Origin of the sequence: Geomonas agri (assembly GCF_020179605.1) — a bacterium.
Lineage (GTDB): Bacteria > Desulfobacterota > Desulfuromonadia > Geobacterales > Geobacteraceae > Geomonas > Geomonas agri.
On the sequence record NZ_JAINZO010000001.1, the window covers coordinates 747,174 to 772,646 of the forward strand.

Annotated in this window: 23 protein-coding genes; 13 read left to right on the forward strand and 10 right to left on the reverse strand. The window is 62.1% G+C overall.

Annotated elements, in window-relative coordinates:
• The first annotated feature begins 142 nt into the window (after positions 1–142).
• Positions 143–2,173, forward strand: a complete 2,031-nt coding sequence (locus tag K7R21_RS03320; protein WP_224981873.1) for a DUF3426 domain-containing protein — start codon at positions 143–145, stop codon at positions 2,171–2,173.
• A 202-nt stretch (positions 2,174–2,375) separates the two neighbouring features.
• On the opposite strand, the gene K7R21_RS03325 is transcribed toward K7R21_RS03320, so the two are convergent.
• Positions 2,376–3,641: an N-acetylmuramoyl-L-alanine amidase gene (locus tag K7R21_RS03325; RefSeq protein WP_224981874.1), complete on the reverse strand. Its 1,266-nt coding sequence runs from the start codon at positions 3,639–3,641 to the stop codon at positions 2,376–2,378.
• 26 nt (positions 3,642–3,667) lie between these two features.
• A complete protein-coding gene (mutS, locus tag K7R21_RS03330; RefSeq protein ID WP_224981875.1) occupies positions 3,668–6,277 on the reverse strand; it encodes a DNA mismatch repair protein MutS in 2,610 nt (869 codons plus the stop codon).
• A 323-nt stretch (positions 6,278–6,600) separates the two neighbouring features.
• Here mutS and K7R21_RS03335 point away from each other — a divergent pair, with 323 nt between their 5' ends.
• The 3 genes from K7R21_RS03335 to K7R21_RS03345 are packed head-to-tail and all read left to right on the forward strand — an operon-like array spanning position 6,601 to position 10,440.
• Positions 6,601–7,887 carry a nucleotide sugar dehydrogenase gene (locus K7R21_RS03335; RefSeq protein ID WP_224981876.1) on the forward strand — a complete coding sequence of 429 codons (1,287 nt, stop codon included), beginning with the start codon at positions 6,601–6,603 and terminating at the stop codon, positions 7,885–7,887.
• 16 nt (positions 7,888–7,903) lie between these two features.
• Positions 7,904–9,241 carry a putative sensor domain DACNV-containing protein gene (locus tag K7R21_RS03340; protein WP_224981877.1) on the forward strand — a complete coding sequence of 446 codons (1,338 nt, stop codon included), beginning with the start codon at positions 7,904–7,906 and terminating at the stop codon, positions 9,239–9,241.
• Between the two features lie 29 nt (positions 9,242–9,270).
• A complete protein-coding gene (locus tag K7R21_RS03345; protein WP_224981878.1) occupies positions 9,271–10,440 on the forward strand; it encodes a glycosyltransferase family 4 protein in 1,170 nt (389 codons plus the stop codon).
• 77 nt (positions 10,441–10,517) lie between these two features.
• On the opposite strand, the gene dinB is transcribed toward K7R21_RS03345, so the two are convergent.
• Genes dinB through lexA form a run of 3 tightly spaced genes read right to left on the reverse strand, consistent with a single transcriptional unit; the run spans position 10,518 to position 12,606 of the window.
• Positions 10,518–11,747, reverse strand: a complete 1,230-nt coding sequence (gene dinB / locus K7R21_RS03350) for a DNA polymerase IV (RefSeq protein WP_224981879.1) — start codon at positions 11,745–11,747, stop codon at positions 10,518–10,520.
• Between the two features lie 3 nt (positions 11,748–11,750).
• The gene (locus tag K7R21_RS03355; RefSeq protein ID WP_224981880.1) at positions 11,751–11,996 is read right to left on the reverse strand and encodes a hypothetical protein; all 246 of its coding nucleotides are present in this window, start codon (positions 11,994–11,996) and stop codon (positions 11,751–11,753) included.
• Between the two features lie 4 nt (positions 11,997–12,000).
• On the reverse strand, positions 12,001–12,606 hold the full coding sequence (gene lexA / locus K7R21_RS03360) for a transcriptional repressor LexA (protein ID WP_224981881.1): 606 nt from the start codon (positions 12,604–12,606) through the stop codon (positions 12,001–12,003).
• 311 nt (positions 12,607–12,917) lie between these two features.
• Between lexA and K7R21_RS03365 the strand changes: the two genes are divergently transcribed.
• The gene (locus K7R21_RS03365; protein WP_224981882.1) at positions 12,918–14,147 is read left to right on the forward strand and encodes a porin; all 1,230 of its coding nucleotides are present in this window, start codon (positions 12,918–12,920) and stop codon (positions 14,145–14,147) included.
• Positions 14,148–14,198: 51 nt separating this feature from the next.
• Here the strand turns inward: K7R21_RS03365 and K7R21_RS20915 are convergent, their stop codons facing one another.
• A complete protein-coding gene (locus K7R21_RS20915) occupies positions 14,199–14,291 on the reverse strand; it encodes a hypothetical protein (RefSeq protein WP_404813620.1) in 93 nt (30 codons plus the stop codon).
• 259 nt (positions 14,292–14,550) lie between these two features.
• Here K7R21_RS20915 and K7R21_RS03375 point away from each other — a divergent pair, with 259 nt between their 5' ends.
• From K7R21_RS03375 to K7R21_RS03390, 4 genes are all read left to right on the forward strand, one after another.
• Positions 14,551–16,581 (forward strand): M1 family metallopeptidase, encoded by a 2,031-nt coding sequence (locus K7R21_RS03375; protein ID WP_224981883.1) that lies wholly within the window; start codon positions 14,551–14,553, stop codon positions 16,579–16,581.
• Between the two features lie 265 nt (positions 16,582–16,846).
• Positions 16,847–17,665 carry a flagellin N-terminal helical domain-containing protein gene (locus K7R21_RS03380; protein WP_224981884.1) on the forward strand — a complete coding sequence of 273 codons (819 nt, stop codon included), beginning with the start codon at positions 16,847–16,849 and terminating at the stop codon, positions 17,663–17,665.
• Positions 17,666–17,724: 59 nt separating this feature from the next.
• Positions 17,725–17,958, forward strand: coding sequence for a hypothetical protein (locus K7R21_RS03385; RefSeq protein WP_224981885.1), 234 nt, complete (start codon positions 17,725–17,727; stop codon positions 17,956–17,958).
• A gap of 136 nt (positions 17,959–18,094) precedes the next feature.
• Positions 18,095–18,301 carry a GSU3473 family protein gene (locus K7R21_RS03390; protein WP_224981886.1) on the forward strand — a complete coding sequence of 69 codons (207 nt, stop codon included), beginning with the start codon at positions 18,095–18,097 and terminating at the stop codon, positions 18,299–18,301.
• Between the two features lie 170 nt (positions 18,302–18,471).
• Here K7R21_RS03390 and K7R21_RS03395 read toward each other — a convergent pair whose 3' ends face one another.
• The 4 genes from K7R21_RS03395 to K7R21_RS03410 form a co-directional block, all read right to left on the reverse strand.
• Entirely contained in the window at positions 18,472–18,597 is a 126-nt protein-coding gene (locus K7R21_RS03395) for a PEP-CTERM sorting domain-containing protein (RefSeq protein ID WP_224981887.1), read from the reverse strand.
• Positions 18,598–18,861: 264 nt separating this feature from the next.
• A complete protein-coding gene (locus K7R21_RS03400) occupies positions 18,862–19,134 on the reverse strand; it encodes a hypothetical protein (protein WP_224981888.1) in 273 nt (90 codons plus the stop codon).
• 98 nt (positions 19,135–19,232) lie between these two features.
• A complete protein-coding gene (locus K7R21_RS03405) occupies positions 19,233–19,763 on the reverse strand; it encodes a PEP-CTERM sorting domain-containing protein (RefSeq protein WP_224981889.1) in 531 nt (176 codons plus the stop codon).
• A gap of 488 nt (positions 19,764–20,251) precedes the next feature.
• Positions 20,252–20,965 (reverse strand): CAAX prenyl protease-related protein, encoded by a 714-nt coding sequence (locus tag K7R21_RS03410; RefSeq protein ID WP_224981890.1) that lies wholly within the window; start codon positions 20,963–20,965, stop codon positions 20,252–20,254.
• A 336-nt stretch (positions 20,966–21,301) separates the two neighbouring features.
• Here K7R21_RS03410 and K7R21_RS03415 point away from each other — a divergent pair, with 336 nt between their 5' ends.
• From K7R21_RS03415 to K7R21_RS03430, 4 genes are read left to right on the forward strand one after another with little or no spacing between them, the layout of a single operon-like run.
• Positions 21,302–22,384: a GNAT family N-acetyltransferase gene (locus K7R21_RS03415; protein WP_224981891.1), complete on the forward strand. Its 1,083-nt coding sequence runs from the start codon at positions 21,302–21,304 to the stop codon at positions 22,382–22,384.
• A 24-nt stretch (positions 22,385–22,408) separates the two neighbouring features.
• Positions 22,409–22,930, forward strand: coding sequence for a hypothetical protein (locus tag K7R21_RS03420; RefSeq protein ID WP_224981892.1), 522 nt, complete (start codon positions 22,409–22,411; stop codon positions 22,928–22,930).
• A 3-nt stretch (positions 22,931–22,933) separates the two neighbouring features.
• Positions 22,934–24,130: a GNAT family N-acetyltransferase gene (locus K7R21_RS03425; protein WP_224981893.1), complete on the forward strand. Its 1,197-nt coding sequence runs from the start codon at positions 22,934–22,936 to the stop codon at positions 24,128–24,130.
• A gap of 35 nt (positions 24,131–24,165) precedes the next feature.
• Entirely contained in the window at positions 24,166–25,287 is a 1,122-nt protein-coding gene (locus K7R21_RS03430) for a polysaccharide deacetylase family protein (protein ID WP_224981894.1), read from the forward strand.
• The last annotated feature ends 186 nt before the right edge of the window (positions 25,288–25,473 follow it).

Sequence of the window (25,473 nt, forward strand, 5' to 3'; positions counted from 1 at the left end):
ATTATCGCTGGGATGCGGCACACCGGCTATTTATACCACAAAGGCGTCGGGGCGACCAGAATCATTGACACTATAATTTGCTTCTGTTATAGGAAACCGTTGAGAAAATTAATGGAAGATCCAAAACAATCCGGAGGGGTCGATGATTCTCCAATGCGACCAGTGCAATACGAAGTTCAGGCTGGACGATTCCAAGCTGAAGCCGGGCGGTGTCAAGGTCCGCTGCTCGAAGTGCCGGCACGTCTTTGTGGCCGGTGCCGAGCAGAAGGCGGAAGAGTCGGACTTCGACGCCCTTTTGTCCGGACTGGGGGCGCAGGCCCCGGCACAGGCCGAACCACAACAGGTTGCCGCTCAGGCCGGCAAGGAAACGCCCCCCGAATTCGGTGCTGAAGCGTCCCAGCCGGAGCAGGACGACCTTGCCGGTTTCAGCTTCGAGCCCGAAGCAGCAGCACCCGTGACCGCTGCCACCCCGACAGCCACCGAAGCTGCCGGCGCAGGGGATATTGATTTCGGTGACATTAACGTTGAGACCGGTATGCCCGCCGGGAAGGAGGCTCCGGCCGCCCCTGCGGACAGCGGGTTTGACGAGTTCGAGTTCAGCGAGGAGCCGGTGGCAAGCGCCCCGAAGGCTCCGGCCGCGGCAGGGGCTGATTTCGATTTCGGGGAATTTTCCTTCGACGAGTCCCCTGCGGCCAAAGAGGAACCGGCGCCGGCAGCCGCAGAGCCCGCACTGGATTTCGGCGAACTCTCCTTCGATGAGCCTGCCCCGGCAGCCAATAAGGAGGAGGCCGCTCCGGCAGCAACGGATACGCTAGAGTTCGGCGAATTTTCTTTCGAGGAAACCGCGTCTGCGCCCAAGCAGGAGGCAACTGCCTCCGCCGAGCCTGCGGCTGACGCCTTCGACTTCGGCGAGTTCTCCTTTGAGGAGAACTCTGCCGGGTCCGAGCCTTCTCCCCCGGAAGCGCCTGCCGCCGCAGTGGATTACGGCGAGTTGTCTTTTGACGAGGCACCTGCAGCCGCCAAGGAGGAAGTCGCACCTGCCGCGGAATCATCGGAGTTCGGGGACTTCTCCTTCGATGAGCCGGCTGCTGCTCCTGCGGAAGAGCCTGCCACTGCGGCTGGCGCAGATTCTTTTGACTTCGGCGATTTCTCGTTCGAGGAACCGGCGCTTTCCGCCCAGGAAGAGCCTGCCGGACCGGAGGCGGGGACCTTCTCCTTCGAAGACACCCTGGCAGAAGCGCCCAGCGAGGGTGCTGTGGAAAGCTCGGCTGTTGACAATGCAGCTGCTCAAGGGGAGGAAGCTGCCCCGGCCAAGGACGAAGATTTCAGCTTCGGTGATTTCTCCTTTTCCGACACGCCCAAGGCCGAACCCGAGAGCGAACGTTCTGTTCCTGTGGCAGTTGCCGCTGCGGGATTGGCAGGCGCTGTGGCTGCAGCCGCTGCCACAGGCGACAAAGAGGTAGCAGCCGTGTCTGGCGCAACCGCCGAAGCGAAGCCGGCCGCCAAGTCCTCTCTCGACTTTAGTTTTGGTGATAAGTCATTTGCTGCTGCCGTTCCGGAAGAAGGGTTCGAAGAGGAACTGCCGCCGCTGTCTATCTCCTCCAGGCGCAAGGGTCGTTCCGTGCTTACCATCGCCATTGTCGCCATCTGCGTGGTCGTGGTACTGGCCCTGAGCGGCGCCGGGCTGTATCTGCTGCAAAAAGGCCCCGAGGCGATGAAGAAGCTGGACCAGTACGGCATAGGTTTTGTCGCCAAGTGGTTCGGTATGGAGGTCCCGGAGGAGGGGCGCATCACGATCAAGAACGCCCTGGCTTCCTTCCACCAGAACAAGGAGGCCGGTGAACTCTTCGTGGTTAACGGCGAGGTGGTCAATTCTTACCGCAAGGCGCGCGCCTCGATCCAGATCAAGGTGAGCATCTTCGACAAGGCAGGCAAGGTGCTGCTGCAAAAGACCGCCTACTGCGGTAATCGCCTTTCGTCCGAGCAGTTGGGCACGCTCCCCATGGCCAAGATCGAGTCCATCATGAACAACCAGTTTGGTGACTCGCTCTCCAATCTCGGCGTCAAGCCGGACCAGTCCATCGGCTTCGTGGTGGCCATCGCCAACGTGCCCAAGGAGGCTGCCGATTTCGGCGTCGAGGTGGTCGGTTCCACGGTGGCCTCTGGGCAGTAGGGAAAACAATCTACCAGCGATAATAAAAAAGGCCGGCATTTGCCGGCCTTTTTGCATTTTGCTATATCCCCCAGATCTCGTCTGCACAAGGTTCATACGGGATATCTGGGGTCGCTACCTGCTGTCACGAAGCCGCAACACAAGAACTAGCGTCCTCCTTTGTGAAGGGAGACAGAGTGGATTTGCTGTCGGTACTAGGTGCTCACGCCTTATTGATGCTAGTGATGTACCCCTTGATCCCGGCTAGGATGCCGTCCGCTGTGAGAGCCTGGTAGTGCGGATCCTTGAGCTTTTGCTCGTCCCTTTCATTGCTTAAAAACGCGGTCTCCACCAGGATGCTGGGCATGGTGGCGCCTACCAGGACGTAGAAGGGACCCTGTTTTACCCCCAGGTTCTTCACGGTCGGGTAGCCGGTCTGCGCCTTCTTGTAAAGCGCCTTTTGCACCTCGTCGGCCAGGTGGGCCGAGTCGTTCAGCTTGTAGTTGGCCATCAGGTCGAACAGAATGGCCTGCAGGGTGCTGACTTTTTCCAGCGAAGTCCCGTTCTCCTTGGCGGCCAACTGTGCCACTTTCTCGGTCTTGGCAAGGTTCAGGTAGTAGGTCTCGATGCCGTTGGCGTTGCGGTTCAGCGAGGCGTTGGCGTGGATGGAGACGAAGAGGTCGGCTCCCACCTTGTTGGCGATGGCGGTGCGCTCCTGCAACTCGATGAAGACGTCGGTGGAACGGGTCATGACGACGTCGACGCCCAATTCCTCCCTTACCTTCTGCGCCAGGTCCAGGCCGATCTGGAGCACGATGTCTTTCTCCCTGGTCCCCGACGGGCTCACCGCGCCGGGGTCGTGACCGCCGTGCCCCGGGTCGATCACGATCCTGCGGATCCGTCCCGGCTTGAATTTCGCCTGTTTCCCTTTCTCCACTGCTTTGGGCTTCTCGGGCGGATTGACCCTTTCCACGCTCTTGGGCTCGGCAGGGGCGCTCTCGATCACCTCTTTGGAGGCGGAGATTTCCTGCCTGCGATCGCCCTTTACGTCCACGATGACGCGGTACGGCTCGGAAAAGGTGAAGACCTTGTATTCCTTGATGCTGTCCAGGTCGAGCACCACCCGCACCGTGGAGGCCGCGAACTGGGCGATGCGCACGCTCTTCAACAGGCCGTCACCGATGGTGAGATCCTTGACGCCAGGGTTGAGATGGGTCCCCTGCAGGTCGAGGTAGAGCCGGTTGGGGAGTTTGTGGTGCTCGAAGCGCACCTCCTGGTCCAGCGTGATGGAAACCCTGGTGTAATACGGGGTGGACCAGTGCTTCAAATCGGTGACCGGGACCAGGGGCGCGCCGGGGGCGGCTTGAGCGGAGCCATTCCAAAGCGGCGCGAGCAGCAACGAGCCCTGCGCCGCTACGGTCCGGCAGGCGAGCCAGCGGCAGTAGGGTGCGGCAAGCCCCAGGTATTTAACGAATTCCCTGCGCTTCATGCGCCTAGACCTCTCGACTGTGCCATTCAGATCATCCTCTTCAGTTCGTCCACCAGGTTCAGCGCCTCCAGCGGCGTCAACAGCGCCACTTCAACGCCTTTCAACCTCTCCCTGATCTGGTCGTCGCCCCCGCCGAAGAGCGAAAGCTGGGGGGAGGGGGGAGGGTTTTTCTTGCCTCGCGCAAGTCGCGGTACGCCACCCTCGCCGTACTCGCCCTTCTCAAGGTTGGTAAGGATTTCCTTGGCGCGGTCGATTACCGCCTGCGGGAGCCCGGCCAGTCGCGCCACCTGGATGCCGTAGGAGTGCGAGGCGCCACCGGGAACGATTTTCCTCAGGAAGATGATGCGCTCGTTCCACTCGCGGACCGCGATGTTGAAGTTCTTGATGCCGGGGCGGGTGACGGCGAGCTCGGTGAGTTCGTGGTAGTGCGTGGCGAACAGCGTCTTGGCCGCGTGCGCCTTGTTGTCGTGCAGGAACTCGGCGACGGCCCAGGCTATGGAGACGCCGTCGAAGGTCGAGGTGCCGCGCCCGATCTCGTCCAGGATGACCAGGCTCTTGGCCGTGGCCCCCCTCAGGATTGCGGCGCTCTCCATCATCTCGACCATAAAAGTGGAGTGGCCGCGGGCCAGGTTGTCCGACGCGCCGACGCGGGTGAAGATGCGGTCCACCAGCGGGATGCGGGCCTTCTCGGCCGGCACGAAGCTCCCCATCTGCGCCATGAGGGTTATCAGGGCTACCTGGCGCATGAAGGTCGACTTACCGGCCATGTTGGGGCCGGTGATGATAATGAGTTGGTTCTCGCCGTTATCGAGCAGCGTGTCGTTGGGGACGAAGCGCTCCGAGGAGTACATGTCCTCGATGACCGGGTGCCTTCCCTCGGTGATGGAGAGCTCGCTCCCCTCGTGCACCTCGGGGCGGCAGTACCCCTTGTCATGGGCGAGTTCGGCCAGGGAGGCTAGGACGTCCAGGCAGGCGAGCCGGTCGGCGCTCCGTGCGATACGCTCGCCCTGTGCCGCTGCCGCCTCGCGCACTTCCTGGAACAGGTTGAACTCGAGGTCCTTGATGCGGTCCTCGGCCCCGAGCACCTTCTCCTCGTATTCCTTCAGTTCCGGTGTGATGTAGCGCTCGGCGTTGGCCAGGGTCTGCCGCCTGATGTAGTCCTCGGGGATGGCGGAGACGTTGGCCTTGGTGACCTCGATGTAGTAGCCGAACACCTTGTTGTAGCGGATCTTGAGGGAGGAGATCCCGGTGCGCCCCTTTTCCTGGGCTTCCAGACGCGCGATGAATCCCTTTCCCTCGCGGCTGATGGCGCGCAGGTCGTCCAACTCCGCATTGTAGCCGTCGGCGATGATGCCGCCGTCGCGCAGCACGAAGGGGGGATCCTCCACGATGGCGCGGGTAATCAGGTCACAGATCTCGGAGAGGGGATCGATGCCGTTATTCAACTCCTGCAGCAGGGGCGCGGCCAACGTCCCTACCTGCTCCTTGATGGCGGGGAGCCGGGACAGCGACGACTTGAGCGCCGCCAGGTCCTTGGCCGACGCTGAGGCGAGGCTGATGCGCCCGTTCAGGCGCTCCAGATCGTAGACTCCGGAGAGAAGCGTCTTCAGTTCGGCGCGCACGCCGGGGAACTCGATCAGCTCCTGCAGCGCGTCCTGGCGTCCGCGGATCTTCTCCTGGTCCATGAGCGGGTAGTTGATCCACTGCTTGAGTTTTCTCCCCCCCATCGCGGTGACGGTACGGTCCATGAGCCCAAGGAGTGACCCCTTGCGCTTGCCGTCGGCGATGGTCTGGGTCAGCTCCAGGTTGCGCCGGGTCGACTCGTCCAGGAGCAGGTGCTGGTTTTGGTTGTAAGGGGTGATCCCGGTGACGTGCGGGGCGTTCCCCTTCTGGGTATCCACCAGGTAGTGCAGCACGGCACCCGCGGCAAGAAGCGCGACCGGGAGGGTATGGCAGCCAAGCGTCTCGGCGGTGGCCCCCTTGAACTGGTTGCCGATCAGGCGGTTGCAGTAATCGCTGTCGTAGACCCACTCCTCGAAGTAGGTGACGCTGCGGTCCGTCGCAGCCGGTGCCATCTCCTTGGCGCGTTGCGGTTCCCGGAAGGAGGAGGGAAGGATGATCTCGCGCGGCGCAATGCAGGCAACTTCAGCGAGCGCTGCCTGCAGCCCGGAAAGCTCGGTGACCCGGAACTCGCCGGTGGAGAGGTCCAGGTAGGAGAGCCCGTAGCAGTCGCCGTCGCTGCAAAGGGCCAAGAGGTAATTATTTTCCTTGGGAGAAAGTGAGGCGTCCTCGATCACGAGCCCCGGGGTGATCACCTTGACCACCTCGCGCTTCACGATCCCCTTGGCGAGCTTGGGGTCCTCCGCCTGTTCGCAGATGGCCACCTTCTCGCCCGCCTCAACCAACTTGGCAATGTAGGGAGCGCAGGAGTGGTAGGGGACTCCGCACAGGGGAACCTCCGAGCCATCCGCGTTTTTGTTGCGCGAAGTAAGGGTTATACCGAGGATGCGGGAAGCTTTTACCGCATCGTCAAGGAACATTTCGTAGAAGTCGCCGCATCTAAAGAAGAGGATGGCGTCGGGGTGTTCTGCCTTAATCTCGAGGAACTGCCGCATCATGGGCGTCATTTCAGACATTTGGAAAACCTTTTCGGGGGAAGAGAAACGCCGGCATCTTAACAAAATAGCGGGTCCATGTAAAGCTTCCGCGCCCTTGACCGGGGCGGAAGCGGTCAACGATGAGGGTAGCCGGGAAGTTTGTGGCCTTGACGCTAAAAAAAAGGTTTTTTTTACACTTCCTCTCTGGAGCTTTGCAGTAAATATCTTAAAAATGTCCAATGTTTTTTTCGGAGTGGCGCCTGCCCTGCGGCCGCGGATTATGGCCGCAGACTAAGGCATACGGTGACTCATGGTGAGAGCGGGCCGGCACCACCAGTGGTGCCGGCAAAGGGAGGTGCAGCATGGGGCATGGACGCAAGATTGCGGTGGTGGGCCTGGGGTACGTCGGGCTGCCCGTAGCGGTGGCCTTCGGCAAGGTGCGCAGCACCATCGGCTTTGACATCAGCACGAGAAGGATTGATGAGTTGCGAGCGGGGTGCGACCGGACCGGTGAGGTGGCTTCGGAGGAGCTGGTGAGCGCGGATATCTGTTACACCAACAGGATTGAGGACCTGCGCGAGGCCGACTTCCACGTGGTGGCCGTTCCTACGCCGGTTGACCCGGCCAACCAGCCTGACCTCACCCTGTTGTGCAGCGCATCGGAGACCGTAGGGAAGGCGCTCAAAAAGGGGGACATTGTGGTCTACGAGTCGACGGTGTACCCCGGCGTCACCGAGGAGATTTGCCTACCGATTCTGGAGCGGGTCTCGGGGATGAAGAGCCCGGACGACTTCACCGTGGGGTACAGCCCGGAGCGGATCAATCCCGGCGACAAGGAGCACACCTTTACCAGCATCCTGAAGGTGGTGTCGGGCCAGGACCCCCGCACCCTTGACGTGATCGCGTCGGTCTACTCGGAAGTGGTGGTCCCGGGGGTGCACCGCGCCCCCTCCATCAAGGTCGCGGAGGCGGCCAAGGTGATCGAGAACACCCAGCGCGACCTGAACATCGCCCTCATGAACGAGCTGGCCCTGATCTTCGACCGACTCGGCATCGACACCAGCGAGGTGCTCTCTGCCGCGGGGAGCAAGTGGAACTTCCTCAACTTCAAGCCGGGGCTCGTCGGCGGGCATTGCATCGGCGTCGACCCCTATTACCTGACCTATCAAGCGGAGAAGATCGGCTACATCCCCCAGGTGATCCTGGCAGGCCGGCGCATCAACGACGGTATGGGGAAATTTGTTGCCCAGCGCGCGGTCAAGGAGATCATCAGGGCCGGGCACCACGTGCTCGGCTCCTACGTCACGGTGCTCGGCCTCACCTTCAAGGAGAACTGCCCGGACCTCAGGAACTCCAAGGTGGTGGACATCCTGAACGAACTGGGGGACTACGGTCTGAAGGTACAGGTATGCGACCCGATGGCGGATCCCCAGGAGGCGAGGAGCGCCTACGGGGTATCGCTCAAGGATCCGGACCGTCTGCAACCGGCGGTCGCGGTGGTGGTTGCGGTGGCCCACGACGACTACCGGCAGTGGAGCCCGGCCAAGTTCGCGAGCCTCATGGTCGAGAACCCGGTCCTGATCGACGTCAAGGGTATCTACGACCCGCACCAGATGGCGAGCGCCGGAATCCGGGTGTGGTGCCTGTAACGATGCGGGGGAGGAGATGAGAGAGGGACACAGCTACCCAAGAGAACTGGTCGCCTTCATCTACGCCCGGTGGCGGGACGAGGCGTTTCTGGAGCGGGTCTGCCCAGAGCGGGAAGCGGGGAGCCTGCAGCTTCCCGAGCGCGCGGTGCTGGAGCAGGTGATCTCCACCTGCTACCAGGCGAGCCTCTTGCGCGAAGAGGAGCGCCCGGTCATGTTCCGGCTCATCATCCGGGACTCCTACCTCTTCGCCGCCCAGGAGGGCCCCCCGACCGGGATGCACCGCCTCATCTTCTCCAGGACGCGTCCCTTCAACGAATACGAGCTGCACCGCCTGGCGCCTGCCGCCGACTTCTACCGCACACTGATCGGCATCTTCATCGATCCCGCTCTCGGGGCCCAGATCTGGGGGCTACTCCACTCAGGAACCCGCTGGATGCATGCCGTCTACGGCGGCCGCAAGACCTCTCCCCCCATGCCGCCGAGCCTGGTGGTCTACGTCACCGGTCCGGGGCAGATCTCGGTCTGCATCGGGGACGAGATCATCGCCTCGCTGAACGGGGGGCAGATCAACTGCCCGACCCTGGACGTCTTTAACTCCGACTGGATGAGGAAGAGCCTTTCCCCCTTGAACGACGAGACCTTCGCCCTGCACCGCAAGGCGCGGCAGCGCGCGGAGCGCCCCTGGGCCGACCTCGACCCCGAATTCGGCAGCAAGATCGGACAGCAGGCAATCCGTCGCATAATCAGCGTGATCAGAAACTCCAACCACGGCGGGCTGTTGGTCTACCTGCCGGCCGAGATGGCTGACGAGATCATGGAGCAGAACCCCTACCTGACCCTGAAGTACCAGTTCCTGGAATTCGATTCGCGGCAGCGCTTCCTTTCGCTCACCTTGCGCATCATGAACACCCTGGCTGAGATCAACGGGAGCGCGGCTGCAGAAGGGAAAATGGTGGGGTGGCACGAGTACGTCAACAGCAAAAATGAGAACATCGCGCTGCTCGATGAGGCCATCTTCGACGTCGCCCACTTCATTGCGGCGCTCTCCGCCGTGGACGGCGCAGTGGTGATTACCAAGCGGCAGGAACTGCTCGGCTTCGGCGGGGTCATCTCCGGAGACCTGGATAGCGTGGGGATGGTGGCGCATGCCCTGGATACGGAGGGCGGGCAGTGCGAGTCGGTGCTGAGCGAGGGGGTGGGGACGAGGCACAGGGCGGCGTACCGCCTCTGCCAGCGGCTACACCAGGCCATAGCCATCGTCATCTCGCAGGACGAAAGCGTCCAGATCGTGCGTTGGCATAACGGCTCGGTCACCTACTGGGACCAGGTTCCGACCGGCGTTCCGGGATTCTAGCACGAAACGGCAGAGCGGGAGAATCAGTCATGGCAAACGACATCAACGTAGTCTTCTTGGGAAAATTCGGGTACCCCTCCGGGATGGCATCGACCAAACGGATCCAGCATTTCCTGGACTACTTGAACGGGCTGTCGACGACGACCAGGGTGCTGCAACTACGATCGACGGGCGAGAACGCGGGAACGGAGCAAGCGGGGAACTACCTCGGCACGGAGTACCGGCGCATCGGCGCCGATCTAAAGCTGGACCGTTTCCTGGTCTCGGGACTGTTCCGCTACCTTAGGGATGGGGTAGGGGCACTGAAGCGGTGGCGTATCTCGGGGGGAAGGAACGTACTGTACAGTTACGGCGGCGTCACCTTGGAAAGCGTAGCCTTCATACTGGCCGCCAAGCGCCTGGGGTACTTGGTCATCTTCGACATCGTCGAGGACAACACCTTCATTGACGACAAGTTGAGCCTGCCGGGTAAGATCAGGTGGCTGGCGGGGGAGCTATTGGACCGGTTTTTTCTTGGGCTTGCCGACGGCGTCGTGGTGATCTCCAACTACCTAAGAGCGCTCTACGGCAAGAAGGTGAATGCTTCGGTGCCCCTGGTGCTGATCCCGATCTCGGCCCGGTGCGGTACGAAGGTCCGCCCGGACAGGGAGCCAGGGCCGACGAGGATCGTCTACGCGGGGTCCTTTGCCAAGAAGGACGGCATCGAGCAGTTGCTGGATGCTTTTGAGAAGGTGCAGCAAAAGAAGGGGAACTGCACCCTGATGCTGTGCGGCACCGGGGCGAGCGTCAAGCTTTACCAGCCGCGCATCGCATCCAATCCCGCCATACAGTACATCGGCTACCTGGATGACAGCGCCTTCTACCGCTTCCTATCTGGGGCCGACGTCCTCTGCGTGACCAGAACCGGCTCGACCTACGCCAACGCCGGCTTCCCCTTCAAACTGGGCGAGTACCTGGCCACCGGCAACCCGGTCATCGTCTCGGACGTGGGGGACGTACGCCGCTACCTCAGCCACATGGAGGATGCGATCATCGTCGAGCCGGGCGACGTCTCCGCCATTGCCGGCGCACTCGAATACTGCCTCGACCATCCGGAAACGGCCGCCAGGATCGGCCAGAGCGGGGCGGACAAGTGCAGGCGCTACTTCGACCCTACAGCGAACGGCAACCTGCTCATGCAACTGATCCGGAGGCTGTGATCCGTCGCAGGGGGGCGGTGTTGCCTGGCCGCGGCTCCCTTCCTTCTTTACCTGCTTGCCCCGCGCGTGGGACGCGTTCAGTCCGCGTTCACGTTGCGCACCCCCTCCGGCTTCCAGGCCGGTGAGATGACCTTGGCGCCGCACTCCTTGCCGAGCAGGGTGCCGTAGGTGACCGAAAAGTCCCCGAACCTGTTGTTGAGGCAGTCCATGGCGCTCGCTACGAGCGCCTTTTTCCGTTCGTTCTCGAACAGGGGGAGCTGTTCCGCCTGGTGGGTCAGGTTGGTGATGCGCACCCCCAAAAGGCGCACCGGCTGGGCCAGTTCCAGCTGGTCCAGCAACTGCACGGCGTCGCGGTAAATCTCGTCGCTGTTGTTAGTGGGGGCGGCGCGGCTCATCTGGCGGGAGAAGGTGGTGAAATCAGGGTAGCGGATAGTAAGGGTGACTGTCTTGCCGGTGACGCGGTACTTCCTGGCGCGCCTGCCTACCATTTCGGAGAGCTGCAGCAGTACCGCCAGAATCTCGGATCGCTGGCAAAGATCGGCGTCGAGCGTGGTGCTGTGACCAACGCTCTTCACCTCCTCGGCCTCCTCCTCGGGGACCACCGGGGCGTCATCCACCCCGAGCCCCATGTAGTGCAGCCGCTCACCGGTGACGCCGAATTTCTTCCTGAGGATGTCGACCGGGAACCGCGCCAGCTCACCGCAGGTCCTGATGCCGAACGCTGCCAGTTGCTGCTGGGTCTTGGCGCCGATGCCACACAGCTGCTGGATCGGCAGCCTTTCCATGACCCGGGCCACCTGGTCCGGCGCGATCACGGTGAGCCCGTCGGGCTTTTGCATGTCAGAGGCGAGTTTGGCCAGGAGCTTGTTGGGAGCGATGCCCACCGAGCAAGTGAGGCCGAAGCGCTCCCTGATGCGCTCCTTGATCATCCGGGAGATCTCCTCAGCGGAGCCGAACAGGCTCAAGCTCCCCGTCACGTCGAGGAAGGCTTCGTCGATGGAGAAGACCTCCACCAGCGGGGTGTACTCGCGCATGATGGCGATGATCTGCTTGGAGGTGTAGCTGTACTTCTTGTTGTTGCCCACCACGAAGATCAGCTCCGGGCACTTCTGGCGCGCCTCCCAACTGTTCATCCCGGTCCTGACTCCGAAGGCGCGCGCCTCGTAGGAACAGGTGGTGATGATGGTGCGCTTGGCCGCACCGATCACCGCTACCGGTTTCCCCTGCAGGGCGGGGTTCGACTGTTGCTCGACCGACGCGAAAAAGGCATTCATGTCGATGTGCAGGATGATCCTGTTCTCGGCCAAGTGCTACTGCTCCTCGACCCCCATGAGGGTCCAGTTCTGGTCGGAGGTGTCGTACATCAGTTCATAGAGGTTACTGTCGTCGCAGACCGCGAAGTGCAAGCGGGTGGCTCCCCCCAGTGCGTCCTTCCAGCAGTAGGCAAGGCGGGTGACGCAGCACTTTTTCCTGCCCCACTCGAACCAGACCGGGCGGATCCCGGAGCCAGGGGCGAAGATGGCGGCTACCCTGACGCTGTCGCTCAGGCGCTGCATGAAATTACTCCATCTGCCGGTAGATGCCAACTACTTTCCCCACGATGGAGACCTCGCCGTCACTCTCGTGTACCAAGATGGGATCATAGTTGGGGTTTTCAGGTTGCAGCCGGATTCTGTTCGCCTCGCGGTAAAAGCGCTTGAGAGTCGCCTCGCCGGCCACCATGGCGACCACAATGTCCTTGTTGTTGGCGTCGGGCTGCGGGCGCACCAAGGCAAGATCTCCCTCCTTGATGTGGGCGTTGATCATGGAGTCCCCCTTAACGCGAAGGAAGAATGTGCCACCCTTGTCTAATTGGGAGCGGTCGATGGTGAAGTGCCCCTCGATGTCCTCGATGGCCGGGTGCAGCGCCCCGGCCCGCACTGTCCCCACGATGGGGAGACTTGCTCCCTGCCCCTGCCGGTTCAGCGTGATTCCTCGCGTGCTCCCCTCCTGACGGCGCAGGTACCCCTTCTTCTCAAGTGCCTCCAGATGCTTCAGTACCCCCAGTGTGCCGCTCACCCCGAGCTTTGCGCCGATCTCGCGCAAGGTGGGGGGGTAGCCGTAGGCCTCTACGTGCCGGGAAATAATCTCCAGCACCTCCTGTTGTCGTGGCGTCAGTTGCTCCATCTCAAGAACCTCCTGGTTACCTGATGGCAACCTTACCATCTGGTAACCATAGGCTGTCAACTGCAAAATGGCTTGTTGTGTGGCTCCTTGAGTATTAGTAATTTCCAATTATAGTGGAGCGTTGTTCCTGGATAGGCAGCGCCAGCACAACTCAAACGGAGGCAGCCATGGCCAGCGGAATAGGGCAGGCAAAGGGGGAAACGAGTTTGGGGCAGGGGGAGAATGCCGGAGCAGGGGCGGGAGGGGGTAGCGGTCGGAGCGGTCCGGGCGGCGCAACGATACAGGTGCGTCATCGATGGTGGAGGCTCCTATTGGGTCTTCTTGCGGCGTGGCTACTCGTGCAGCGGCCCCCGTTCTGCATAGCCGCGGAGGAGCCGGAATACCATACCCCCCTGGCCGGCGAGGCAAAACAGGTCACCTTCATGGGACAGCAGGCGAGCATACCGGCCGTTGACCGCACCAGGATGACCTCCATCACCGTGGGGGGCTCGCTGCTAGCACCGGCACAGGGGCAGAGTCCGGCCATTCCAGTGGCCGCCCTGTACCACCGGCGCATCACCGACCGCAGCTACCGGCGGGCTATGGTGGCGGTTTTCGTTAACGAGCTCGACTATCTGCGCGACGTCGGGGGATGGGACCTGGTGGCCCAGTTCGACAACGACACGCTCCCGGTGGCGGGACGGGAACTCCGTGACGACAAGGAGATCCGCGGCACCGCGCTCTACCACGGGGTGCTGCTTGGCTCGTTCGGCGTTGGCTGGCGCAAGCCGGTCTACCCCTTCCAAGTCGACAATGACCTCAGAGTGCAACTGGTGGGACGAGGAGGGTACTTTTACGCCCACCGGGAAAGTGACACCGCACCCGGTCTCTGGATCCCTCCCAACACGTCGCTCCTTGGCGCCCGGTTGCGTTGCCGCTACGACGGGCTGCGCCGCAACCTACTGGAACTGCCGCACCACGGGCTAGCTGCCGGGTTCGACATCGACCACCTGCACCGGGACAGGTGGCAAGGGGAGGGAGGACCGGGCGACCGGGGCAATCGCGATTACACCCAGGTGGAGGGGCACCTGGTCGGAGCGGCCGGGGTGCCGGGGCTCTCTGAGCGCAACAGGCTCCTGTTCAGCCTCTACGGCGGCATGACAGCGCAGGGTAGGGGGGATCGCTTCAACGCCTTCCGCTTGGACGGCGCACCTTTCCCGAGCGAGCAGTACGACCTTGCCTGGCCGCACTACAGCGGCGTGATCTACGACCGGGTGCTGGCGCGCGGCTATGTGACGGCCAGCGCCGGCTACCGTCGCGAACTTGCTTTTTTCCTCTACCTGAGCACGCTCGGCTCCTACATCTGGGCGGATCGCGCCACTGCGGTGGGGAACGACCGGGTCGCCTTCGACCGGATGCAGGGCGCCGCCGTCACGGTCGCCGTAGACAGCGCTTTTGTCTGGAATTCCTCGCTCTACCTTGCCTGGAGTTGGGAATCAGGGGCGATGCGCAACGGTCGTTCAGGTAACGGCGTCACGTTGATCTGGAACAAGCTTTTCTAAGGGATGACTTGCAATCAAGGGGAAATGGCCGTAATGTGGCACCGCTTTCTCTCACGAGGGGAGGCTGTCCAGGTGAACCTTGGTCACCAGGTCCTTGTTGACATTCAGGCCGACCACGGGAATCCGGTTCTCGCGCGCGGACATGAAGATGTCGCGGTACAGGCGCCAGTCGTAGGACCCCAGCTCCTGGCGAAAATGGGCTGGAAAGCACGTAGTTCGGTTGCGCGTCGTGCACCTCCCTGGTTAGGACCAGGTCTGCCGTCCCGGTTTTGGCGAGCACCTGCTGCAGCGTGACGTACTGACCGAGGCAAACATCACAACTTTGATCGCTTCTTGCCTTGCGGGCAGGAGCAACATAGCGCCGATGCGGCGTCGGTAGGAGGTGCCTGTGCGGGTGGTTTCGGTGCGGTTATTCCTTTTTTTCATGTTGCTTGTCACGGCGTCACCTTGCCGCGCCGCGGCGCCGGTGTCTCAGGTGGTGGTGAGCCAGGAACTGGCGGTTACCCTCGATCCTCCCCGCCATGAAATCTCCGGCGAAAGCCGCATTGTCTTCGCTCCCGGCAGTAGCAGCGTCCGGCTCCGGCTCGCGAGCCAGGCGCGGGTCGAGCGGGTGCGTTGCGGCGGCCGCGACCTTCCCTATACCTTCCGCTCCGGGGCCATCGACCTGGAGCTCCCGCTGGGGGAGAGCAGCGTGGTGGTGTCCTACCGGGCCAGCTTCAACGACCAAGTGTCCCGGCACCCCGCTGCGGGCGAGGATCCAAGCTACGGCGTCAACGCCGCCATCGGCAGCGAGGGGACCTTCCTCGGGGGGGGAGCCGATTGGTACCCAGTGCCGGAGCAGGTTCCCGCCAGCCGCAAGGTCACCATCTCGGCGCCGGCTGGCATGGAAGCCATCACCTTCGGGGCACGACTGGCCAGGGAAACTTCCGGGGGCGTCACCCGGTCGGTGTGGCAGGAGACCAGGCCGGTGGGGGCGGTGTCCCTGTGCGCCGGCCCGTACCTGGTGCAGGAGCGCAAGGCGGCTGGTATCACGCTCTACAGCTACTTCTACCGGGACAACGCCGAACTTGCGCCGCGCTACCTGGAGGCGGCTGCGAAATATCTCACCCTGTACCAGGAACTGTTCGGCCCCTATCCGTTCGAGAAGTTCGCGGTGGTGGAGAACTTCTTCCCGACCGGCTACGGGTTCCCGTCCTTCACCCTGCTTGGCGGCTCGGTGATCAGGCTTCCCTTCATCGTCGACACCAGTCTTCCGCACGAGATCGCCCATTCCTGGTGGGGCAACGGAATTGACGTGGAACTCGCAGAGGGAAACTGGTGCGAGGGGCTGGTTACCTACCTGGCCGACTACCTTTTGAAGGAACGTCGCTCGCAGTCTGAGGCGGCCGAATACCGCAAGCAGCTCCTCATCGATTACGCCTCCCTGGTCACCCCGGACAACGATTTCCCGCTCACCGCCTTCGTGAGCCGCAACGATCCCGCGTCCCGGGCCATCGGCTACGGCAAGGCCGCCATGGTGTTCCACATGATCCGGTCCCGGATCGGCGACAAGGCCTTCTTCGGGGCGTTGCGCGAGCTGGCGCGGCAGCGCATGTACCGCTCCGCCTCCTGGAGCGACCTGCTGCGCGTCTTCACGGAGGCCTCCGGCAGGGACCTGCCCCAGATCAGGCCGCTTATCGAGCGCCCCGGGGGCGCGCGGCTCGCCCTGAAGGGCACGCGGAGTCGACAGGAGGGGGCGGGATGGCAGGTGACGGGGACGCTGGCACAGACCCCGCCGTACTTCGCGCAGGAGGTCCCCTTGCGGTTGGAGAGCACCGCGGGGGCGCTCGCCCGGCTGGTGCCGGTGCCAGCCAAGGGAGCCACCTCCTTCGATCTTGCCGCGCCGGGACAGCCGCAGCGCCTGCTGCTCGACCCTGATGCGGAGGTCTTTCGTGTGCTCTCCCCCGGCGAGATACCGGCCACGGTCAACAGCATCAAGGGGTCCGGCAACCTAGTCGGGGTGACCACCAGGAACTGCCGGACCGACCTGGTGGGTTTCCGGACTTTTCTCGCCTCCCTCTCCCAAGGGAAGGCGGCAGTTGTCGACGAGGCGGAGTTGAAGCCCGCGCAGGTGGCGGGGCACGATCTTATCTTTTGCGGCCGGCCCCGCGACCTAGCGCTGCTGCCGACCGGTGCCGAGGCGGTCACCCCTGCCGGAGCCGGGGAGGAGGACGCGCTCACCCTCACGGTGCTACAGCGTATGGCGCCCGGGAAAGGCGTCGTCGCCCTCTTCGAACCGGGGTCACCTGCGGCTGCGGTCCAGTACGGTCCCAAGGTAACCCACTACGGCAAGTACGGCTTCCTCCTCTTCTCCGGTGGCGCCAACCGCCGCAAGGCGACTGCTCCCCCCGCCGACGGCGAGGCGGTGGTCCGCTTTCCCCAGCAGGCCCCCTAGTGCATTGCCGGCGCACTCCCGCGTAGGGAGGCGCCGGCACCCCGCATCCCTCTGCATCCCCGTTACCTGATTCTCCTCGAATAAAGTTTATATTTTTGAATTAAAAACTTCTTAAGTTATATTTCCCGACGTCGATAAGCATACTATTCGTGCGTGCGGAGGGGGCGCCGAACTGGCCACTCTGCGACCTTTTTCCGTGCGAGGCAGCGCAACGGTTGGAAAACCACCGGCAGAACGCCGGGTCGCCCAGAAAAGGAGTAACGCCATGACAGTAAGTGACATCTCTTTGACCGCCGGCATGAGGACCAACCTTTTGTACCTGCAGAACACCAGCCAGCTGTTGAACCGCACCCAACAGAGGCTGTCGTCGGGCAAGCAGGTCAACAGCGCCCTGGACAACCCGACCAACTATTTCGCGGCCCAAAATGCCAACCAGCGCGCCAGCGACCTCTCCGACCGCAAGGACGGCATGTCGGAAGCGGTCCAGACGGTCAAGGCGACCAACGCCGGGATCAGCGCCATCACCGGTCTGATCAACGCCGCCAAGGGCGTGGCCCAGTCCGCCCTCTCCACCAGCGATACCACCGTGCAGTCGAAGCTGGCCAACCAGTACAACACCATCCGCAGCCAGATCGACAACATCTCCTCCGACTCGGGGTACCGTGGCCTGGACCTGTTGAGCAGCATCAACACCTTGACCGTCAACTTCAACGAGGATGCCAGCTCGACCCTGGACGTGGTCGGTTTCCTGGCTAGCTCCGACGGCCTGAGCCTCACCGCGGCCAGCGGCAGCTGGCAGACTGTCTCTGATATCACCACCGACACGGCGAAGATGGATACCGCCATCTCGACCCTCAGGGTCAATACCCAGGCCCTGGCCGCCAACCTGAACATCATCACCACGCGCCAAAGCTTTACCGACGACATGATTAACACCCTGCAGACCGGCGCCGACAACCTGACCCTCGCCGACATGAACGAGGAAGGGGCCAACATGCTCATGCTGCAAACCCGCCAGTCCCTGGGCACCACCTCGCTGAGCCTCTCGTCAGCCGCGGCGCAGTCCATCCTTAAGCTGTTCTAGTCTCTTCAGGCGGGATGGCATCAAGCCATCCCGCACCCCAAGGGGGATAAGGAGCGGGTATGAAAAAAACACAGCTTACGCCGGTGTGCCGCCTGCTCGCGGATCGCGCGCCTGCCACGATTGAACGCGATTGGTCCTCTCAAGCAGTAGCGGCAGGGGGAGACAGTGACGCTCCGATTGACATCAGGGAGGAAGGGGCTAACATGATGCGCTTGGTGCAGGCCCAGCAGGATACGCAGACACCGTTGGCCGGCTCCTCAAGACAGGCCCGAGTGGTTTTGGGACAGTTCTAGGCGACAGCGCGGTACCACCAGGAGCATTCGCGTCGTCCATGCTGAGGGGGGTCTGAAAATTGCAGTCGCTTTAGTTTGAGAAGTCATAACAAGAAACTGGCTGAGGTAACTGAAGCCGCAGCACGAGGGGGCGGTTATGCTGGTTCAAGTGCATTGGACAAACAAGCGGTACGACTACGTGAAGGACTACATGCTGGACAGTTTGATCGAGGCCGGTGTCGTGGCGCGATTTCTGCGCTCCTCTGGTTGGGTAACCATCGGTGTCGATCCGATCCGTTCCGCAAAGAACAAGAAAAATTACGGCGGTCCGGAAAGACGGCACATGGGAAGTGCCGCAGCATGAGGTGCTGGCTGTCGGATTGCTTTACAGGGGGGCGCCGGCCTTTGTCGGGATGCTTGACAAGGTAACGGAAGAGGGGGCGCTAAGGCCCCCTTTTTATTTGAAGGGGAAAATCCAAAAAAGGCGATGCCCATGCGGGCATCGCCTTTTGTCGTTCCTTCTCGTTAACGAGTTTAGTTCCTGCGGCGTTTGCCGTAGATGGCCAGGCCAAGGAAACCGGCACCAAGAAGCACCATGGTGCCAGGCTCGGGGACCGGCGGGTTGTCGATGGAGGCGAGCCATACGCTGTTTCCCGGCACCGGCGGATCAGCTATGTTTCTCAGGTGCGAGCTGAAGAATTAACCTTCGATGTTTGCCACGACGAAATCCTGGGTGGTCAGGGTGCTGCTTCCCAGGTTGTAGTAGAAGGTGAGAGGGGTGTTGTCGATCGTCCTCCCCTGGTAGCTAGCGTCTTTGTTGAAGATGCCGAACGTGGAGACGTTGCCGCGCTGCCCGCGGACCAGGAGGTGCTGTGGCCATGCCGGTGAAATCGAAGCTGCTCAGGTTCAACGTGGTCTCGTCGGTCACTTTGAAGTAGAAGCTCCCCCAGGTAAGGGTCGGGGTGCCGCCGATGTTATTGCCGGTGCGGTTAAGAAGCGGTCGTTGGCGTCCACGACGAATTTGATCTTGCTGGCTTCGGTATCGTCGACCGTGACGGTGCCGTAGTTGCCGACGGTCGCGTCTTGGTTCCAGACGTTGAAGGTCTTGACGATGCTGCTGGCGTAGGCACTCCCGGCCATGGATCCCAGCAGGGCCAGCGCGGCTGCCGCGGTGAACTTTCCGAATCTCCTTTTCATGTCGGGACTGTAAAGGAATCCGACAGGATTGGGGAAGAAGGGCCCCAAAAAAAGAGGGTGCCGGAAGGCACCCTCTTTGGCCCTTGATTTATCAGAGCTTAGGCGTTTCTGCGCCGCTTGCCCCAGATTGCGAGACCGAGGAACCCGGTGCCCAGGAGGATCATGGTGCCAGGCTCGGGAACTGGCGGGGTGTGGGTGAGCCCTGCCTCGGTGAACGGGGTGGTGAAGGAGTGTATTCCTGGGTCTGGACCATTGCCAACATACGCCTGTCCGTAGGCCACCACGAAGGTCCCGTTTGCCAAGGGATCGGAGAAGGTGACGTCGATGGTTTCTCCGCCAGAGATGCCGGTACCGTTCAGGCTGTAGACGAAGATGGCGAAGAAACTCGCATCGATGCCGTTCACCGCCAGATCCGCGTCATGCCAGTTACCGAAGTTGTTCGAGGCGTTGCCAGACGGAACGAGCCCCATCCAACTGTAGAGGTCCACTTTCTCGGTATTGAACTTTCCGGCAAATCCGGTGGAGGTGTTCCAGGTCCCGCCGTAGAAATCGGTTCCCCCGAGGGCGCCCGTGCCGGTGGAGAGGGTTATGGAGGAGGGCGGGGCTGTTGGGATTGCATCCTTATCCACGTAGGGGACCCCTATGATCATGAGCAGCGGGTCGTTAAGGGGGGGTTGACCATCGCCGTTTTCCTGAATGCCGAGATGGGTATTGGAAATCGGCCTAACTTCAGGGTCTGTGTTTCCATAATAGAGGTAGGTTCCAGTGTTGGGTGGATCCCCGATGTGCATCACCGCAGGGTCAAGCGGGTCCGGAACCAAAGTAGCGAAAGCTGCTGAAGTGCCGAACATCATAAATAAACCAAAGATTACGAGAATACTCTTTTTCATGACAGCCTCCTATTCAGTTTATCTCAAACTTGGTCACGTGCCCATCCAGTAGCAAGTTGCGAGCCCAGTTTGCAAGGAGCTGATATCATTATCTTTATTTTTCAGATGGTTACCAGGTGTAAAGGCGGTCGACAAGGCTTGTGGTAAGGCGGCGAACGAATCGTCGTAAAATCAGTTATTTGCGGTTGGCGCTTTCAATGGGAGCTGTAATGGATCTCGACAGCCCCTTACCAGAGGTGCCAGTTTCCGGTGGCAAGGACGTAGCAGACCAGGGCGAGGTTGGTGACGGCGTGGGCGAGGACGCAGAGGGTGATGCTGCGGGTCCGGTAGCAGACGAAGTTATAGATTGCGCCTGCTGCCATACCGGCCCAGAAAAGGTGGTGCTCCAGCCCGAAAAGAACGGTGGTGAGCAGGAAAGAAGGCCAGGTGAAGGTGCCGATCCGCACCGAGCGGAAAGCGGGGTGGACAAGGTAACGCAGCAAAAAGGAACGCCAGAACAGTTCCTCCATGAGGGGCACTACGAGCACCGCTCCTGCCATGCGCACCCCGGTAATCGCGAGACGCACCGGTCCGGCGGGTAGAAGATGCGGCATGAAGCCGGCGGGTGCCGCGGAGAACGGAACGGCGTAGTCGATGGAGATCCAGAGGACGAAGGTGACCACTCCGACCAGGACAACCGTGACGTTTCTCGTGAGGTTACACAGTTCTTCGAGGTGCAGTTCGCGGTACTTCTTCCGGTAGGCCCACAGGAGGACTGCCACGGTCAACGCCTTGATCGGGTACAGGTAGAGATGGGCGGTTGGGGGGAGCTTGAGCCACCCGGCCCTTTCGGCGATCTGGAGAAGTTCCTGGAGCCCCACAAACGCCATGAAAACGGCGAAGGGGAGGACGCGGCAGACAGCTTCCCTGTACAGTCGTGCCTGGATTGCCGTTTTGGACATCGGTTCCCTGCTTCATGTGGGATGACTCAAACATGGGCAAAATTGTAGCAGCGATTGCATAAAAAGGAAATGTCACGGATAAGCAGGCGCACACTATCTATTGACAATAAAAATATTTAATTTAAAGCTTTGACGGTAGTTGTTAAGCAACAGTAACACTGGCGTTTTTGCCTCTCTCATTGCTTCGATTTGCATGAGGCATTTAGTTAGCTTGATCTCAGTAAACTTGGTTGTAGACTTAACATCCAACAAACCAGACCTGCTCTCAGAGAAAAGAACGGCTCCCTGTTTGAGCAGTATCCTCTTCGAGACTTTGGCCCGGCACTGTGAGGGGAAATGAGCAACCTGTCCGTCACCGTCATCGACTCCCCCGCCAAGCTTCAAGGGCTGGCTCTATCGTGGAACGAACTGCTCGAGGCTTCGGTTTCGGACAGCCCCTTTCTGCGCTGGGAGTGGCTGGCAACCTGGGTTGAGTGCTGCCTTGGCAAAAAGCGCAGCCTCTTCGTCCTCTCTTTCGAGGAGAAGGGAAGGGTGGCAGGCATCGCCCCCTTTTTCCTGGAGATGAGCGGTGGGGTGCTGCCAAGGCGCACCATCCGCTTTCTGGGGACACCCGAAGGGGGGAGCGATTACCTTGACGTCTTCTGCCGCAGGGGGCGCGAGACGGAGGTCGCCGACGCCCTGTACCACTACCTTGTGGGGGAGGGACGCGGCCGCTGGGACGTGCTGCACCTGCAGGATATCCCCGCCGAGTCTGTGTTCCTGCTGCGCTTTCTGAACCGGGTCGACGAAGTGGGCAAGTACTATGAAATCACCCCCGGTGCCTTCTGCCCCGTGCTCGACCTGGCGAGCGACCGGGAGGGGTGGCCCCTTGCTGCCACGCCAGGGTGCAAGAAGAAGTTTCACAAAGAGCTCGCCATTCTGGAGCGGGAAGGCGCGGTTAGCCACCGGGTGGAAGAAGAGGCCGACGCGGCCTCCCTTGAGCGTTTCTTCGCTTTTTACCGACAGGCGACCGGGAGAACCAGTGAGGTGTTGCATCGCCTGCTTGCGGGGTATCTGGAGCGCTGCGAGAAGGGGGGGGGGGTGAGCATAGACGCACTTGCCGTAGGCGGGCGCGACATCGCCAGCCTGCTCCATTTTCGCTGCCACGGCTCGCTCTTTCTCTACCTCGTGGCGGTGGACAAGGACTTTAACCCTAGGATCAGCGTGGGGCACCTCCTTTTGGGGCACTGCATCGTGAGCGCCCGGGAAGCGGGGTACCGGCGCTGCGATTTTCTGAAGGGGGACGAAGGTTACAAATTCTTCTGGGCGACGGGCGGCCGCCGCACACTGCAGTTAAGGCTCTGGCGCAAAAGTCCCCTCGCCCTGTCGGCGGGGTGTTGGAGGATGGCCCGCCACGCGGGGAAGCTGCTTCTCAGGTAGCAGGCGCGTGGGAAGGAGGAGGTCATGGAAAGGGGCAGGACATGTCAGCTGCAGGTGGTGTACCGCTCGGGCGGCCCTCTCACCGTCTTCGACAGGGCCAGGACCTTCGCGCTGCGCTTGAACAGCGCCCTCAAGCGGCGCCTGATCAGCCGCTTCAGCAGCATGGAGGAGGTGAGCGCAGCCGGCGCCTGCGCCATCAACAGGGGCGCTAACCTGCTCTTCTCGCCGCCCGGTTCCTGCCTGCAGCCGGGCGACCTGGTCGAGGTCCTCACCATGGAGGAGATCCGGCGGACCCTGAACGCCAACAACTGCTGCGGCAGGCTGCAGTTCATGCCCGGAATGGAGCGTTTTGCGGGGCAGCGCTACACCGTCCTAAAGCCGGTGAGGACCATGTTCGACGAGCGCGCCTGGAAGATGGTGCGGGTGAAAGACACGGTCGTTCTGCGGGACGTGATCTGCGACGGCACCGGGCTCTACGACAAGGAAGGGTGCGACCGCTGCTGTTTCTACTTCTGGAAAACCGACTGGCTGCGCAGGGTGCGCTAAGCCATGGGCCACGACTCGACACCCCTCACGGTGGAACTTGCCGGCGGATGGGAGGCGACCGCATACCGGGAGTGGTCTTTTCCCCGGGAGTTGCCGGGGAGCTGGGACGCCCTCGCCAAGGCCTACGGCGATCTCGGGGTCTTTCTCAGCTTCGAGAATTTCTCCTGCTGGTGGCGCTCCTTCGGCGCCGCCGCGCGCCCCTTGGTGACGGTACTCTCCAAGGGGGGGAAACCGATGGGGATCTTCCCGTGCCAGTTGGTGCAGGAGGGAACGCAGCAAAGGAGCATCCGATCTCTCACCAACAACGAGACCCACTGTTATGATTTTCTCGTGGCCGGGGAGGAGCGTCCAGCGGCGTTGTCCGGTTTTCTCCTCGCTGCGGCGCGCCTCTTCCCGGCAGAGAGCATCACCATCGAAAAGATGCCTGCCCAGGGGCCCAACACCGGCCCTTTGCTGGAACTTTTGGCCCGAAGGGGGGGGCGCTTCCATCAGAGCTTTCACCCCACGGCACCCTGGCTTGAGGTCCCCCAAAGCGAGGAGGAACTGCTGGGGCGCCTTTCGGGAAGGGTGCAGAAATCGCTGCGGCAAAGCCGCAAGCGTGGGGCGAGGGAAGGCAGGATCTGGCTGCAGGCCGTGACCGGGAACGACTCCCTCGAAGCCACCCTCTCCGAGGTGTTCGAGGTAGAGTACCGCGGCTGGAAAGGGGAGGCGGGGACGGCCATCAAGTGCCGGCACGACGCGGAGAGCTACTACCGGGGAGTGGCGCGCTGGGCGCTCGAAAGCGGCGCGCTGGTCCTGTTCCTGCTGAGGCTCGACCAGTGCGTCACCGCCGCCTGTTTCTGCCTAGTCCGGGGCAACACGCTATTCATCCTGAAGACGGGCTACGATGAAAAGTACCGGCACCTCACCCCGGGGCTGCTCCTTCTCGCCGAAGTGCTCACCTGGTGCCGGGAGACCGGAGGGTATTCGGTCTGCGACCTGTGCGGCGGCTGCGAACCCTGGAAGATGGAGTGGACCGGCCGCACCGGGGCCAGCGGGATGATCACCATCTACCCCGCCTCTTTTTCCGGCACCCTCGAATACTTCAGGAACTGCGGGTGGAAACTCTTCCTGAAAAAGTTCCGGCTGGTGCAGTACGGCCTTGACCTCCTCCGGCGTGACAGCGCGCCTTCCGCCCGGTCGCCGCAGGTTTTTCCCTAGTCCTCGACGCTGCGTCCCATAAGCGGAGGTGGGCCATGTTGCTCGTCATCACCATCGATACGGAAGAGGACAACTGGGGTGGATACACGGACCGGTGCTACTCGCTGGAGAACCTGAAGCAGATCCACAAACTCCAGACCCTTTTCGACCGCTACGGCATGCGGCCGACCTACCTCATCAACTACCCGGTCGCCACGGACCCGCTGGCCATCGAGCTCTTCTCCGACTTGCTCTCGCGCGGCAAGTGCGAGGTCGGCATGCACTGTCACCCCTGGAACACCCCTCCCTTCGAGGAGCAGCTCTGCTCGATCAACAGCATGCTGTGCAACCTCCCCGAGGAGTTGCAGTTCCGCAAGCTGGAAGCGCTCAAAAACGCGATCTGCGACAACCTTGGGATCATGCCCGCCTCCTTCCGCGCCGGTCGCTGGGCCTTCAGTAGCGCCACGGCACGCTCCATCCAGAGGCTCGGGGTCAAGATAGATACCTCGGTCACCTCCTATACCAGCTGGACCGATTACCACGGGGTCGACTACAGCAGGGTCCCGCCCCGCCCCTACCGCTTTTCCGCAGAGAACATCTTCGAGAGCGACGACGCAGGCGAGTTGCTGCAGTTCCCTGCCACGGTGGGCTTTCTGCAGCCTGGTTTCGACATCTGCTGCCGCGCCGATGAACTGCTCAAGAGAGCGCCGCTCAGGAAGATGAGGCTTTGCGGCATCCTCGACCGGCTGAGGCTTTTGAACAAGGTGGCGCTCTCCCCGGAAACTGCCACCGGCCCTTGCATGGTCATGCTCGCCAGGCGCTTGCGCGCGTTGAAAATCGGCTACCTGAACCTGTTCTTCCATTCGACCACGCTGGTGCCGGGGCTCTCCCCCTTCAACAGGAGCGCAGGCGATACGGAGCGCTTCTTTGCAAGCCTGGAAACATTCCTGCAGTATGCCAGGGAGACGGCGATCGAGTTCTGCACCCTCAGTGAGGTCCGCCTGGGCGATTTCTGCCCCTGCGGCAGGGAGCTCAATGAGTGCCGGGGCATTTCCCCGCTGCTGCCGGAGGGGAACAGGCCCGGGAGCTTGGACGGCGCCCCCCGGGCGGCCCGGGCACGGGGGGGGGGAAGGCTGCCGCCTGTCCCGCGGGAGAGGCCCCGCCACCGGGAGGGGTGAAGGAGCGCTCCGCGGCGCTGCCGGTGCAAGAGGCAATCCGCGGGCGGTGGGCCGCTCCCGGTGGGAGCGGGGTTGCCTCTTTCCCTCACGGCTGCCCTCAGCGCGGTTGGGTAAAAGCCTGCTTTGGGTGGTCCCCAAGCCATGCGGCCACTCCAGTGTGGATGCCGTGCTGTGTTGGCGGTAATT

Coding starts and splice junctions, on each gene's coding strand:
- K7R21_RS03320 (WP_224981873.1), top strand. CDS start 143: ATGATTCTCCAATGCGACCAGTGCAATACGAAGTTCAGGCTGGACGAT.
- K7R21_RS03325 (WP_224981874.1), bottom strand. CDS start 3,641: ATGAAGCGCAGGGAATTCGTTAAATACCTGGGGCTTGCCGCACCCTAC.
- mutS (WP_224981875.1), bottom strand. CDS start 6,277: ATGTCTGAAATGACGCCCATGATGCGGCAGTTCCTCGAGATTAAGGCA.
- K7R21_RS03335 (WP_224981876.1), top strand. CDS start 6,601: ATGGGGCATGGACGCAAGATTGCGGTGGTGGGCCTGGGGTACGTCGGG.
- K7R21_RS03340 (WP_224981877.1), top strand. CDS start 7,904: ATGAGAGAGGGACACAGCTACCCAAGAGAACTGGTCGCCTTCATCTAC.
- K7R21_RS03345 (WP_224981878.1), top strand. CDS start 9,271: ATGGCAAACGACATCAACGTAGTCTTCTTGGGAAAATTCGGGTACCCC.
- K7R21_RS03355 (WP_224981880.1), bottom strand. CDS start 11,996: ATGCAGCGCCTGAGCGACAGCGTCAGGGTAGCCGCCATCTTCGCCCCT.
- lexA (WP_224981881.1), bottom strand. CDS start 12,606: ATGGAGCAACTGACGCCACGACAACAGGAGGTGCTGGAGATTATTTCC.
- K7R21_RS20915 (WP_404813620.1), bottom strand. CDS start 14,291: ATGTCCGCGCGCGAGAACCGGATTCCCGTGGTCGGCCTGAATGTCAAC.
- K7R21_RS03380 (WP_224981884.1), top strand. CDS start 16,847: ATGACAGTAAGTGACATCTCTTTGACCGCCGGCATGAGGACCAACCTT.
- K7R21_RS03385 (WP_224981885.1), top strand. CDS start 17,725: ATGAAAAAAACACAGCTTACGCCGGTGTGCCGCCTGCTCGCGGATCGC.
- K7R21_RS03390 (WP_224981886.1), top strand. CDS start 18,095: ATGCTGGTTCAAGTGCATTGGACAAACAAGCGGTACGACTACGTGAAG.
- K7R21_RS03400 (WP_224981888.1), bottom strand. CDS start 19,134: ATGAAAAGGAGATTCGGAAAGTTCACCGCGGCAGCCGCGCTGGCCCTG.
- K7R21_RS03410 (WP_224981890.1), bottom strand. CDS start 20,965: ATGTCCAAAACGGCAATCCAGGCACGACTGTACAGGGAAGCTGTCTGC.
- K7R21_RS03415 (WP_224981891.1), top strand. CDS start 21,302: ATGAGCAACCTGTCCGTCACCGTCATCGACTCCCCCGCCAAGCTTCAA.
- K7R21_RS03420 (WP_224981892.1), top strand. CDS start 22,409: ATGGAAAGGGGCAGGACATGTCAGCTGCAGGTGGTGTACCGCTCGGGC.
- K7R21_RS03425 (WP_224981893.1), top strand. CDS start 22,934: ATGGGCCACGACTCGACACCCCTCACGGTGGAACTTGCCGGCGGATGG.
- K7R21_RS03430 (WP_224981894.1), top strand. CDS start 24,166: ATGTTGCTCGTCATCACCATCGATACGGAAGAGGACAACTGGGGTGGA.